Source organism: Stenotrophomonas sp. 89682_Sma (assembly GCF_056481405.1).
Window position 1 is genome coordinate 1172717 of the sequence record NZ_CM151147.1, and the last position, 13770, is coordinate 1186486.

Here is a 13770-nt window from a genome sequence, read left to right on the forward strand (position 1 = left end):
CTACCGGGTCCGGGGCGCCGGGCAGGGCCCGGCGCGACCTCAGAACTTGTAGTTCACGCCCAGCATGTAGGTGCGGCCCCACTCGATGTACTCCAGCGGGCGATCCTTGCTGCCGGCGTAGGTGCGGTACGGTTCGTTGGTCAGGTTGCTGCCCTGCAGCAGCAGGGTCAGGCCACGCAGGGCGCTGCTGTCGCTGAAGGTGTAGCTGACCTGCGCATCGGTCACGTTCTCGCCCACCACGTAGCGCAGGCTGCGGTTGCCGTTGAAGTTGCCGATTTCACCGATGAAGTCCGAACGGCGGCGCTGGCTCACGCGTGCTTCAAAACCGCTGCGCTCGTAGTACGCGGTGAAGTTGTACACGCGCTTGGACAGGCCCGGCAGGCTGATCGGATCGGTGCCCACGCTGGACGCGCTTTCCGGATCCAGGATGGTGATGTCGCTCTTGTTGAAGGTCGCGCTGGCCTGCACGCCGAAGCCGCGCAGGGTGTCGGTCAGCATGTCCAGCGGGAACGACGCGGTCAATTCCAGGCCCTTCAGCGTGCCGCCCTTGCCGTTCTGCGGCGCGGAGAAGGTGCCGGTGGTCAGCACCGGCGAGGTCATGCCCGGCGGCGGCACGTAGCTGCCCAGCAGCGCGGTGAAGTCGTAGGTGTCCACCGACTGGGTGTAGACGTAGCTCTTCAGGTCCTTGTAGAAGATCGCGGCGGCCACATAGGCCTTCTCGCCGAAGTACTTCTCATAGGACAGATCCAGCGCAGTGGCACGCCATGGGTCCAGCAGCGGATTGCCGCCACTGCCGCCGGGGCGGCCGGTGCCGGTGTCCACGCCGAATTCGAGGCCGGCACGCATCTGGTCCACGCGCGGGCGTGCGACCTGCTTGGCGGCGGCGAAGCGCAGCGTCTGCTGGTGCGGGAACATGAAGGCCAGGTTCAAGCTCGGCAGCCAGTCGTTGTACTTGCGGCCTGCGGAGTAGGGCTGGATGTTGTTGCCGGCCGGCTGCGAGCTGTCCCAGTAGCGCGAATCCGAGCTCTGGTCGGTGTGCTGCATCTGCACGCCGATGTTGCCGCGCACGCCGACCACGCCGATGTCGGTGTTGATGTTCAGGCGCGCCCACGCGGTGGTGATCTTTTCCTGCACCGTCCACGACTTGGGAATCAGGTAGTCCAGGTTGTCGACCGGGTTGAAGGTCATGTAGCGACCGACCGCGGCAGGCACGTTCCAGGCCGGAATGGTGCCGAGGCCGGCGAAGCTCAGATCCACTGGACGGTACTGCAGGTCCGAGGCGATGTTGGCATCGCCCTGGGCACCGAGCAGGATGTTGCCTTCGGACTGGGTCTTCACCTTGCGGCGGTCGGCGTAGTTCACGCCGATGTCCAGGTCCGGCGCCCACGAAGCGATGGCCTCGGGCAGCGCAATCGTCGCGGCCAGCTTGCCACCCTTCAGGCGGTCTTCCACCTGCGGCACCTTGCCGTAGCCGGAGCCGTAGATGGTGTTGGTCAGGAACAGCGCATCGGGATTGGAGTAGTTCAGGCCCGGGCTGATCTGCGAGAAGCCGTTCTGGCGGATCGACACGCCGACCGTATCCAGCTGCGGCATCGGCGTCAGCTGCAGGTTGTTTTCCAGGTTCAGCTCATCGCGCGTGGCCTTGGAGTAGTTCAGGTCGGCGACCAGCTTGACGCCGCCGAAGTTGAACTCGTTGTTCCAGCCGAACGCATCGATCTTGTCCTTGCGCTTGTTGTACATGCCGCGCACCAGCGGATACACGCCACTGGCGGTGCCGCCGGTGAACGAGCCGTTGGCGTTGATCTGCGGGTTGCTGACCAGCAGGCCCGGGGTGTAGTTGCCGTTGTAGTTGCTGAGGTTCAGCTCGAACTGGTTGGCGGTGTCGATCTGCTCGGCTTCGGTGTGGAACGCATCGAAGGTGCTGGTCCAGCTGTTGTTCGGCCGGAACTGGATCGTGGCCATCACGCCGTCGCGCTTGTTGTTGCCGGTGCGGCGCAGCGCCTTGATGCCATCGGAGAAGTAGGTGCCGGCGCCCACGCCCGGGCGCTCGCCCTTGTCGGTGTGTTCGGTGGTCCACGGTTCGTACAGGCCGACCTGGTTCTCCTGGATCGGCATGTCGCTGTGCGCGTAGCCGATGGCAATGCCCAGGGTCTTGTCCAGGAACTGGTCGATGTAGCTGGCGCTGAAGCGGTTGCCGTACGGATCGACGTTGGCGGCGCGGCCCAGCGAACTCTTCTGGTAGCGGCCGCTGACCGCGATCACGCGCTCGCCAAAGCTGAGCGGGCGTGCAGTCTGCATGTCGATGGTGCCCGACAGGCCCTGGCCGACCAGCGCCGCGTCCGGGGTCTTGTAGACGGTCACGCCGTTGACCAGCTCGGACGGGTACTGGTCGAACTCGACGCCGCGGTTGTCGCCGGTGCTGACCACTTCACGGCCATTGAGCAGGGTGGTGGCGAAGTCCGGCGAAAGGCCGCGCACGCTGATCACCTGCGCACGGCCGGCCACGCGCTGGGCGGCCAGGCCGGGCAGGCGCGAGATGGATTCGGCGATGCTGACGTCGGGCAGCTTGCCGATGTCTTCGGCGGAAATCGCCTCGACCACCGAGGTGGCGTCCTGCTTGACCGCGATCGCGTTCTCGATGCCGCGGCGGATGCCGGTGACCTGCACCGTATCCAGGTTGGTGGCGGCGGTGGTGGCCGGCGTGGTGGTGCTCTGCGTGGACTGTGCCGACGCCAGCGTCGGCGCCAGCACAACGGCCAGCGCGAGACTCAGCGCACTGCGCTTGTGGTTCAACATTTTCCCCTCCCAGGCAATGTTGCAGATCGATTTGTGAGCGTTCCGGCGGTGCCGTGAACGTGCGACGCGGTGGCCGCTGTCGTCGCCGCTATGGTAGGCAGCGCGTTCTTCGCGGGAATCACCCTGCATACGTATTCAATGGCGTTTGCAGGGGTGTAATCGCTTTCAGATCCTGCTTGCGGTGGTGCCGGCCAGCGGCCGGCACTACCGGGGCATTCACAGCGGCGTGAAGCGAATGGCCTGGCCACCGCCTGGTGCCAGCACCAGCGTCAGTGCATCGGCGCTGGTCACCTCGCGGGTTTCGCGGGCGAACGCGAACGGGTTGCTGCGGAAATCGGCGCCGTCACCATCGCGGTAGATCTCTGCGCGATAGCGCACGCCGGGTTCCAGGAAGCCCAGCGACACTGGCAGTACGCGGCCGTGTTCATCGGTGATGCTGCCGAGGAACCAGTCGCGGCTGTTGCGGTCGCGGCGCACGATGGTCACGTAGTCGCCCACTTCGCCATCGAGCACGCGGCTCTGCTCCCAGTCCACCGCCACGTCCTCGATGAAACGGAACGCCTCGCGGTGCTGCAGGTAGTGCTCGGGCAGGTCGGCGGCCATCTGGATCGGGCTGTACAGCACCACGTACAGGGCAAGCTGGCGGACCAGCGTGCTGGGGATGGCCTGGCCGTGGCGGCCCTTCAGGCTGAGGATGCCGGGGGTGTAATCCATCGGCCCGGCCAGCATGCGGGTGAACACAAGGTTGACCTCGTGCTCCGGCGGGTTCGGCGGCTGGCCCCAGGCATTGTACTCCATGCCGCGCGCGCCTTCGCGCGAGATCCAGTTGGGATAGGTGCGGCGCAGGCCGGTGTCCTTGATAGGCTCATGCGGGTTCACCGACAGGTGCCGGCGCGCCGCCTCCTGCACCACCTTCAGGTGATGGCGGGCCATGAACTGCCCGTCGTGCCACTCGCGCCAGAGCGGGCCGCCAGCCGGATTGCGGCGGTCGACCTGGCCGTCATCGCAGACGTAGCCGGTCTTGAACTGGTCCACGCCCAGCCGTGCGTACAGGTCCAGCGCAGCGCCCAGCTGATCCTCGTAGTGCTCGATGGCGCAGCCGGTTTCGTGGTGGCCGATCAGGTGCACGCCCTTCTTCAAGCCATACGCCGACAGCGCCTCGATATCGAAATCGGGCGTGGCGCGGGTGAAATCGAAGTCGTAGCCGTTGCCCACCCACATGCCGTCCCAGCCCGGATTCCAGCCTTCCACCAGCACGCCGCGGAAGCCGTGTGCGGCGGCGAAGTTGATCACCTTCTTCGTCTTGGCGGTGGTGGCCGCATGCTTCGGCCCGGTCGCCCAGCTCTCGTTGTCCAGATGCATCGACCACCACACGCCCAGGTATTTGGCTGGCTTCACCCAGCTCACGTCGCCCAGCGCGTTGGGCTCGTTGAGGTTGAGGATCAGGTCCGATTCGACCAGCCCACCTGCGCGGTCAGCAATCTGCAGCGTGCGCCACGGTGTGGCGAAGGGCAGGGCGCGGCGCACCTTCCAGCCTTCGGCCGCAGGCGAAAGCTGCGCGCGCAGGCGCTGGCCCTTGGTGCGGCGCAGCCACATGCCGGCGTAGTCCACCAGCGCGGCCTCGTGGATTGCCACGTGCAGGCCATCGCGGCTGCGCAGGGTCATCGGCGTATGCACCAGCGGCACTTCGCGCAGCAGGGTGCGCTGGTACAGGTATTCGTAGTGGATCGGCTCGCCGGCCGGAATCCACCAGGCGGTCGATTCCGGCGCGATGGCGAACTCGGTCAGCTCGTCATCGATGACCGCCTCGCGCAGGTTGGGCTGCTCGGGGAACACGTAGCGGAAGCCGAGGCCGTCGTCATAGACGCGGAACACCACATCCAGGCGGCGCTTGTTGCCGGTGTTCTCGGCCAGCTGAACCGTCAGTTCGTTGAAGTGGTTTCGGGTGAGCCGGCGCTCGCCCCAAGGCTGTTCCCAGCGGTCGTCGACGCTGCGTTGCTGCTGGCCGATCACCGCGAAATCACGATCCAGCCGGCCGTCGCGCAGGGCGAAGCCCAGCTTCGAATCCTCCACCACGGTCTCGCCGAAACGCTCGACGCGATAGCGCGCCGTGCCGCCGTCCAGCACCAGGCTGGCCCTGAGCACTTTGCCCGGCGATTCGACGCTGACAACCTGCGGCGCAGCCTGCGACAGCGCCGCCATTCCCAGCAATGCCAGGCCGAACACATGCGCGAGCGCGCTGCGTACAGCAGTGGGTGACATCGGCATTTCCCCTCCCAAGGCGCCGTTGGCAGACCCGGACCATAAGCCAGCGCAGCCGGCGCGCTACCGCGCAGCGCCATGAATACGTATGCAGCTGGGCGCAGTCGACAGCCCCGCGTCTACCATGGGGCCAGGGCCCCTTGAGGGAGGGGCCGCGCCCGCCCGCCGGCAACGACGGTACGGACCTACAACGCGTGCAGAGAGGGAGGGAGGCCGACGGGCGCAAGCCGGTCCGCCGCTTCGATGCTGAAGATCATTTGCCTGACCGCTGCCCTCGGGGCAGCGCTGGGATCGACCGCGCAGGCGGCCGACCTGCAATTCGACGGCCGCCACGCGCGCGCCGAAGCCGCTGCCAACGGCAGCTTCGTGCTGCATGCGCCGAAGGGGGCAGTCCAGATCGCAGCCGCACCGATGCGCAGCCGCACCGGCAGCGTGATGTTCGATGCACTGTTCGCGCTTGCCCAGCAGGACGTGGACCAGGACCGCGTGGACGCGATCCGTGATCCTGCCTTCGACGAAGGCCGGCCGGTGCCGTGCGAGTGTTTCCAGACCGGCGCACGCTGGCCCTATGTCTGGACCCGTGATGTCAGCTTCGCCGCCGATCTTGCGCTGGCGCGGCTGGACCCGCAGCGCACCCGTCAGTCGCTGCAGTTCAAGTTGTCGGCGGCGCGCGACGGGCACACGCCCGGCCTGTTCGTGGCGCAGGACACCGGTTCCGGCGGCAGCTGGCCGATCAGCAGCGACCGCGTGGTGTGGTTCCTGGCCGCGCGCCACCTGCTGGATGATCCGGCGTTTGCCGATCAGGTCTGGCAGGCGCTGCAGGGTACGCTGGCACAGGACCGTGCGATGGTGTTCGACGCGCAGATGGGCCTGTACCGCGGCGAGACCTCGTTCCTGGACTGGCGCGAGCAGACCTATCCGGACTGGACCCGCGAGGATGTGCGTTTCATCGGCGATTCCTATGCGTTGTCCACCAACGTGCTGCACTACCAGGCGCTGCGCCTGGCCGAGCAGCTGGCCGCCCAACGCGGTGACGCCCGTGCGGCCGAATACAGGGCCTGGGCCGATGCGCTGGCGCAGCAGATCGATGCACGCTTCTGGCGCGAGGACATCGGCCTGTACATGAGCTACATCGGTGAAGCCGCGCACCCGGTGCCGTATGCCAAGGTGGATCTGCTCGGCCTGTCGCTGGGCATCCTGGCCGACGTGCTGCCGCCCGAGCGTGCGCGCCGTGCGCTGGCGGCGTACCCGATCGGGCCGGCTGGCAGCCCGGTGGTCTGGCCGCAGGAAGCGCAGCAGCCGATCTACCACAACCGTACGATCTGGCCATTCGTCAGCGCCTACTCGCTGCGTGCAGCGCGGCAGCTGGATGATGCGCCGCGCATCGCCGCCGAGATCCGTTCGATGATGCAGGGTGCCGCGCTGGCCGGCTCCAACATGGAGAACTACGAGCTGGTCACCCAGGCTGTGCATGTCGATGAAGGCGCGCTCAGCGGCCCGGTGGTCAATTCCGAACGGCAGCTGTGGTCGGTGGCGGGGTACCTGTCGATGGTGGTCGAAGGTGTATTCGGCGTGCAGGACGATGGCCGTGTGCAACCCAAGCTGCCGGCGGTGCTGGTGCCGGAGCTGTTCGGCACGCAGCGCAGCATCACGCTGGAAGCCAACGATAAGCGCTATGTGCTGGAGCGCCCGCAGACCGTGGGCGACGGCCTGCTGGTGGCGGGCAGGACCACCACGCGCGGCACCACCACGACCGTGCAGCTGATCGCCACACCGGCAGCGACCGGTTTTGCGACCACGACGGCGGATGCCAACGCGCGTGCACCGGCCACACCGGTGACGCCGCAGGCCCTGCGCAAGGGCGCGGGCTGGGACGTTCAGGTCGCCGCGCATCACGTGCTGTGGCAGGACGGCCAGGCAGTCACCGCCAGCAACGGCGTGGCGCGCATCAGCGACGATGGCCTGCAGCACTGCCTCAGCCTGACGCGCCGCGAAGGCGGGCTGGAATCGCTGCACGGCCCGACGGTCTGTGTCGGGCCGGAGCAGCAGCTGAAAGGAGAGCAGCGCTGGCAGTTCACCTCGGGCAAGGCTGGACACGTACGGCTGCGGTTGCAGTACGCCAATCCGAACGGGCCGATCAATACCGGCGTCACCGCTGCGGTGAAGCAGCTGGTACTGCAGTGCGCGGGCCAGCCAGTGCAACGACACACGGTTGCGATGCCGCACAGCGTGGCCGTGCAGGACTCCACGGCGGCGACGTTCGCGGTGCCCAAGGGCCGCTGTACGGTAGCGCTTGAGGAGGGCTTCAACATGAGCGCGCTTGAACACTTCGCGCACTACACCGGCGGCAAGGGTGGGCGCGACGGCGTGCTCAACCAGGCGTGGGTGCAGGCGTTGAAGGTGGCGCAGGTTGCCGTGGACGAGGACGCACGATGAATCGTCCCGCCAAACCGCAGCTATCGTTCTGGCAGATCTGGAACATGTGTTTCGGCTTCCTCGGCATCCAGTTTGGTTTCGCCCTGCAGAACGCCAATGCCAGCCGCATCTTCGAGACGCTGGGCGCGGACATCGAGGCGGTGCCCGGCCTGTGGATCGCCGCACCGCTCACCGGCCTGCTGGTGCAGCCGGTGATCGGTTACCTGTCCGACCGCACCTGGACGCGCTGGGGACGCCGTCGCCCGTTCTTCATGATCGGTGCGGTGCTGACCACGCTGGCCCTGCTGGTGATGCCGAACTCGCCGACGTTGTGGATCGCCGCCGGCACGTTGTGGGTGCTGGATGCCTCGATCAACGTATCGATGGAGCCGTTCCGCGCTTTCGTCGGCGACCAGCTGGCACCGCGGCAGCGCCCCACCGGCTATGCCATGCAGAGCTTCTTCATCGGCGTGGGCGCGATTGTCGCCAGCTTCCTGCCGTTCATCCTCGCCCACTTCGGCGTGGCAAATACGGCGGCTGCCGGTGAAGTGCCGGACACCGTGCGCTATGCGTTCTACTTCGGCGCGGTGGTGCTGCTGGCGGCGATCACCTGGACCGTGGTGAGCACACGCGAGTACTCGCCGGCACAGCTGGCCGCATTCGACGATGCCGAGCCACCGGCGCATCATGCCGCGCGCGTGGTCAGCGGACCGGCGTCGTGGGCGCAGGTGGCATTGTGGCTGGGGCTGGGTGTGCTGCTGGCCCTGCTGATCGCCTGGCGCCAGGGTGACAGGATGCTGTACGTGCTGGCGGGGTTGTGTGCAGGCTATGGCGTGCTGCTGGCCGTGGTCCGCGTGTTGCCTGCCACGCATATGCTGGCCGCCATCGTCGGCGACCTGCGGGCGATGCCGGTGACCATGCGGCGGCTGGCCTGGGTACAGTTCTTCTCGTGGTTCGCGCTGTTCGCAATGTGGATCTACACCACCGCGGCGGTGGCCGGTGTCCATTTCGGTTCGGCCGATCCAAAGACGGCGGCCTACAACGAGGGCGCCAACTGGGTGGGCGTGCTGTTCGGCGCATACAACGGCTTCGCTGCGCTGGCCGCGGTGCTGATTCCACCGATGGTGCGTGCCATCGGCCTGCGCTGGAGCCACCTGCTCAACCTGTGGCTGGGCGGAGCAGGGCTGGTCTCGCTGATGTTCATCCGGGATCCGCACTGGCTGCTGTTGTCGATGGTCGGCGTCGGTTTCGCCTGGGCGTCGATCCTGTCGCTGCCGTATGCACTGCTGTCCGACAGCGTGCCAGCGTCGAAGATGGGCGTGTACATGGGCATCTTCAATTTCTTCATCGTGATCCCGCAGCTGGTCGCGGCCAGCGCGCTCGGCTTTGCCCTGCGCGCGTGGCTGGGTGGCCAGCCGATGCATGTGCTGGTACTGGGCGGCTGCAGCTTGTTCGTCGCCGGCCTGTGCGTGCTGCGGGTTCCGTCCCGTCCGGAGGTGGTGTGATGCGTGCTGCGTTGGCTGTTGCTGTTTCCCTTGCCCTGTTCGCCGGCCAGGCCGTGGCCACACCGCGCCCGGACTACGTTGGTACCACCGAGCCGTTCGCCAGCGATGCGGTGTACTTCGTGGTCACCGATCGTTTCGTCAACGGCGATCCGTCCAACGATCACCGCGACCAGGGCGGCAAGCACCGCACCTTCGATATCCCGGTGCCGTGCCCGGACAAAGTGGACGGCAACATCGGCTACCTCGGCGGTGACTTCCGCGGCGTGCTCGACAATGCGCAGTACATCCGCAACCTCGGCTTCGGTGCGGTGTGGATCACGCCGATCGTCGACAACCCGGACGAAGCCTTCGCCGGCAGCAAGCCGATCAGCTGCACCAGCACGCTGACCGACCGTGGCAAGACCGGCTACCACGGCTACTGGGGCATCAACTTCTACAAGCTCGACGAGCACCTGCCCAGCAAGGATCTGGACTTCGCTGGCCTGACCAAAGGCCTGCACGGCGCCGGCCTGAAGGTGGTGCTGGACATTGTTGGCAACCACGGCTCGCCGGCCTGGACCATGCCGACGCGGCAACCGCAGTTCGGCCAGATTTTCGACAAGGATGGGAAGCTGATTGCCGACCACCAGAACCTGCCGCCGCAGAAGCTGGATCCGAAGCACAACCCGCTGCACGCGTTCTACAACAACATCGGTCCGGTCGACAGCAAGGACGGCTCGATCTTCGACGGCAACCTGGCCGAGCTGTCCGACTTCAACCAGGACAATCCGGCGGTGATGGACTACCTGGTCGGCGCCTACCTGCAGTGGACCGCGCAGGGCGTGGATGCGCTGCGCATCGACACCATCGGCTGGCTGCCGCACCCGTGGTGGCATGAATTCGTCAAGCGCATCCGCGCCGAGCACCCGGGCATGTTCATGTTCGGCGAAGCGTTCGACTACGATGCCGCGCGCATCGCCGAGCACACCTGGCCAGCCAACGCGAACGTGAGCGTGCTCGATTTCCCGTTGCGTGGCGCGCTGGAGCAGACCTTCGGCACCGCCGGCAAGGGCTTTGAAACGTTGGCCGAGCCGCTGTACCTGAGCGCTGGGCCCTACGCCAACCCGTATGAGCTGATGAGCTTCTACGACAACCACGACATGCCGCGCCTGCAGGCCAGCGACAGCGGCTTCATCGATGCGCACAACTGGCTGTTCACCGCGCGTGGCATTCCGGTGGTCTATTACGGCTCGGAAACCGGCTTCATGCGCGGCCGCGCCGAACATGCCGGCAACCGGGCCTACTTTGGCCAACCGCGCGTGGACGCCGCGCCGCAGAGCCCGATCTTCGCGCCGCTGCAGCGCATCGCCAGGCTGCGCGAAGCCACCCCGGCCCTGCAGCGCGGCCTGCAGGTGAACGAGCGCCTGCAGGGCGATGAGGCGGTGTTCTTCCGCGTACTGCAGCATGGCGAGGTGGCGCAGACCGCGCTGGTGCTGTTGAACAAGGGCGATGCGGCGCGCACCTTCGAGGTGGGGCGCTACCTGCAGGCGGGCACGTGGCGTGACGCGCTGGGCGGTGGCACTGTGAAGATCAAGCGCGAGCTGAGGGCTGACGTGCCGGCGCATGGGGTGAAGGTCTACGTGCTGGATGCGCCCGTGCAGCAGCCGGCGCTACAGGCCGAGCTGGACAAGGCGATGGCCGACCAGCGGGCACGGGACAAGCGGCTGGGGCGTTGATGGCGCCGCCGGGCATGGCCCGGCGCTACCGCTCTGGTGGGTGCCAACCTTGGTTGGCACTCCCGCTCTGGTAGGTGCCAACCTTGGTTGGCACGCTCTTCAAGCAGTCGAGCAGGCTCGACCCTACAATAGGCTCCCCTCACGCCCCGCCGTAACGCCATGACCGACCTCGCCCCGCAGACCCCGATCGAAACTCTGCTGAAGGCGGCGATGGACGGGGCGGTGCCGATCCGCGCCTTCATGGAGGCCTTCGTCGCCTCCGAGGTGGTGCTGCTGACCGGCAGCCTGGTCACCCCCGACGGCAGCGGCTTCGACCCGCTGCTGTTCGACAAGCAGGGCACCCTGCATGTGGCGGTGTTCACCGATCCGTCGCGGGTGGGCATCTACAGCCAGCAGGCCGAACACCAGATCCGCTGGCTGATGCTGGACGTGCTGCGCCGCGTGCCGGGTGGCTACGGCGTGGTGATCAACCCGGGTACTTCGCTGGGCTTTGAGATCTCGCCCAGCGGCGTTGGCGAGATCCTGAAGGACTTCGCGCAGGGCTGAGCCACTGGCTTCTGTAGAGTCGAGCCATGCTCGACTGCCTTTCGCGTACCGCCTGATGCGTCGAGCATGGCTCAACTCTACAGAGAGCTTCCCTTCGGGCGCCGTCCGTGATCCCCTTGTGTGACATCGGGATCGAGGCATTGCCATGGAATTCAGGGTGTTACCCGCCGACGCACCGGAACGGCAGCAATTGGCCCAGTGGTACCACGCGGAATGGGGCCAGGACGCCGGCCTGACACTGGAACAGGAACTGCAGCGGCTCAATCCGCCGCAGGATGCCGAAGGTTTCCCGCACCTGATCGCCGCATTCGATGACGGTCAGGTGGTTGGCGCAGTCCAGCTCAAGCGCCGGGAAATGCAGGCGTTCCCACAGTACGAACACTGGCTGGGCAGCGTGTTCGTGGCCGGCAGCCATCGGGGCCGCGGACTGGCCAGTGGACTGGTCGAGCAGGCAGCGGAGCAGGCGATGCGGATGGGGGTTTCCGACCTGTACCTGCAGACCGAGGCCCTGGACGGTGGGCTGTATGCGCGGCTGGGTTGGAAGCCGCTGCAGGAAGCCGACAACCGCAGCCATCGCGTGCTGGTGATGGTGCGCAGGTTGGCCGCATGAGCGCATCCACGGCACGTCATTCCCGCTCCGCCCAGATCTTCCTGATCGCGGCGATCGTTGCCGCGCTGGTGTCCATGCCGCTGCTGCGCGCGGTGGGCATGGTGCTGTGGCCGGTGTTCGTCATTGCCTGGCTGATCAACCTGGGCGCGGCCTGGCATCTGGCCCAGTGGGCGCGCCAGCAGGGCCGTTCGGCATGGGCATTCGGTTTGCCGGCGGCGCTCGGCACCGTTGCCTCGATCGTGGTCTATGTGCTGCTGGCATTGCTGGGGCCGAAGGCCGCGGCGTCGCCCGGCGGCTGACGCCCTCATGCAGGGCATCAGCCGCCGGGCGTGTCCTGGCATTAACGGGGGGGCGAGCCGTGTGTTGGCAGGTCGCGTGTCAGCTGAACGGCCCCGTCAAGCGCATTGCGCCGCGCATCCGACTGCTCGACATATCTCAGCAGATCCTGCTGCAGTACCCGACGGCTGAGGGCTCTCAGGCGCTCGAGTTCTGTCTCCGAGCTGCCCGGTGATCTGGCGGAAAGGTGCAGGCTGTTGGCGATGTTCAGAGAGATTCTGCGGCGAAGGTCGGCCTCGTCCCTTGGTTGCCCCTGTTCGTCGAAAAGAAGTTGGATCGACATCGTAAGTTCATTGCTGTACTGCTGCCGCAGGCTGGGAAACGTCTGGATTACGTATAGCCCTCCCAGTAGGGAGGAGATCATGGCGATCAGGATATGCGTTCCCAGCAGAAGCCACTTCTTCATTGTGTTGCTCCTAGCGAGGCAGGCCCCATTCGCAACGATCCAGCCTGCCATTCACGGAGCCGCATCGAAAATGTCCGCCGCCGAAGATGTAGCGGACTTCACGAGGCCAATCGCCTTTGTCGATATCGATATCGATGTCGATGTCGCCTCCGTTCTTGATGGTGTCCGATGCCGGTAGGAGATCGCCGAAAACGTTCTTGGCAGTGCCTTCGATGAGACGAGCAGACCCCCTCGCCATTGGATTGATCTGCCAGCAGGCGGTGTCTCCATTATCCATCAGCAAGCAGCCACCGACGCCTTTGCCAAAGAAGTAGTCAAGCGATCTGAAAAGCGATCGGACCAGATTTCCATTGAGCTCGTTGTGCAGCCAAGCTGGATTCTTTGTTGTGTGGGCATTTCGGATCGCGTCGTCAACTGCAGGAATGAACTGGTTTGCAACGTACACGCTGGAGAAATACCCGCTGCCATTATGTGGCTTGATGAAGACCCAGTCTTTGGACATTTTGACAATAGCTTCAAGCTGGAGTCGTTCGCCTTCAGCGAGACCCTGCGAACTACTATCGAAGTCACCTTGTCCACGTCGAGAGATAGCGGATTGGCCTGGGAGGCGCCAAGCGGGGACTTCGACATCATCGATTCGATCGAGTTCGGAGGGTGACTGGGTTCTTTCGAGGCGTCGCGGAACTTCGCCCGGTGGGACATAGTTGACCGTAACGTAGAGCGCCTGGGCGGTGTTTGGATTGACGACCAGATAGACTTCCCAGCCGCTGCGAGGGCCATGAGCCATTTCGCCAGCAGACTCATACTGCCATGCTTGCGTGCAGTTTCCGCAGGTCACAACCCGTGCCGCGTGAGCCGTAGACGGAGGTATCAGAAAGATGGCGGTAATCAAGATCGCTACCAGGATGCTTCTCACAAGTGGAACTCCTTGGATGAGGAATCATGTCTGTGGACCCGCCTCGTGTTCGAGGTTGTTCCGTAGCTCCACATTGCGGGCGCGGCGATCCGCCTTGCATCAGCGGTCTGCTCGCGAAGCGCAAGGATTCTGGATCAACGTGATGTCAGGAGATGGGAAGCGGGCGCGCGAGCCGGAGTGCGACAAGAGGCATCGTTGCTGATGCGGTTATGCCTGGGACAGACGTCAGGGGAGTGTCTTCAGGCAGATGGTGCCGAGCATGG

Annotated in this window: 10 protein-coding genes; 6 read left to right on the forward strand and 4 right to left on the reverse strand. The window is 65.8% G+C overall.

The annotated features are described in order from the left end of the window. Positions 1 to 39 precede the first annotated feature (39 nt). A complete protein-coding gene (locus ACZK29_RS05430; RefSeq protein WP_478446764.1) occupies positions 40 to 2796 on the reverse strand; it encodes a TonB-dependent receptor in 2757 nt (918 codons plus the stop codon). A 216-nt stretch (positions 2797 to 3012) separates the two neighbouring features. Beyond that, positions 3013 to 5064, reverse strand: coding sequence for a glycoside hydrolase family 97 protein (locus ACZK29_RS05435; protein ID WP_478446765.1), 2052 nt, complete (start codon positions 5062 to 5064; stop codon positions 3013 to 3015). 237 nt (positions 5065 to 5301) lie between these two features. Here ACZK29_RS05435 and ACZK29_RS05440 point away from each other — a divergent pair, with 237 nt between their 5' ends. From ACZK29_RS05440 to ACZK29_RS05465, 6 genes are all read left to right on the forward strand, one after another. Then, positions 5302 to 7494, forward strand: a complete 2193-nt coding sequence (locus ACZK29_RS05440; protein ID WP_478446766.1) for an MGH1-like glycoside hydrolase domain-containing protein — start codon at positions 5302 to 5304, stop codon at positions 7492 to 7494. Then, complete coding sequence (locus ACZK29_RS05445) at positions 7491 to 8978, forward strand: MFS transporter (protein ID WP_106549278.1); 1488 nt, start codon at positions 7491 to 7493, stop codon at positions 8976 to 8978. The genes ACZK29_RS05440 and ACZK29_RS05445 overlap by 4 nt, the downstream gene beginning before the upstream one ends. Further along, complete coding sequence (locus ACZK29_RS05450; RefSeq protein WP_478446767.1) at positions 8978 to 10693, forward strand: alpha-amylase family glycosyl hydrolase; 1716 nt, start codon at positions 8978 to 8980, stop codon at positions 10691 to 10693. Before ACZK29_RS05445 ends, ACZK29_RS05450 begins: the two co-directional genes overlap by 1 nt. A 159-nt stretch (positions 10694 to 10852) precedes the next feature. Next, a complete protein-coding gene (locus ACZK29_RS05455) occupies positions 10853 to 11239 on the forward strand; it encodes an SseB family protein (protein WP_049462191.1) in 387 nt (128 codons plus the stop codon). 145 nt (positions 11240 to 11384) lie between these two features. Continuing rightward, positions 11385 to 11849, forward strand: a complete 465-nt coding sequence (locus tag ACZK29_RS05460) for a GNAT family N-acetyltransferase (RefSeq protein WP_478446768.1) — start codon at positions 11385 to 11387, stop codon at positions 11847 to 11849. Further along, positions 11846 to 12148 (forward strand): hypothetical protein, encoded by a 303-nt coding sequence (locus ACZK29_RS05465; RefSeq protein WP_478446769.1) that lies wholly within the window; start codon positions 11846 to 11848, stop codon positions 12146 to 12148. The genes ACZK29_RS05460 and ACZK29_RS05465 overlap by 4 nt, the downstream gene beginning before the upstream one ends. Positions 12149 to 12189: 41 nt before the next feature. Here the strand turns inward: ACZK29_RS05465 and ACZK29_RS05470 are convergent, their stop codons facing one another. Next, positions 12190 to 12591: a hypothetical protein gene (locus tag ACZK29_RS05470; RefSeq protein ID WP_478446770.1), complete on the reverse strand. Its 402-nt coding sequence runs from the start codon at positions 12589 to 12591 to the stop codon at positions 12190 to 12192. A gap of 10 nt (positions 12592 to 12601) precedes the next feature. After that, positions 12602 to 13507 (reverse strand): hypothetical protein, encoded by a 906-nt coding sequence (locus tag ACZK29_RS05475; RefSeq protein ID WP_478446771.1) that lies wholly within the window; start codon positions 13505 to 13507, stop codon positions 12602 to 12604. Positions 13508 to 13770 lie beyond the last annotated feature (263 nt).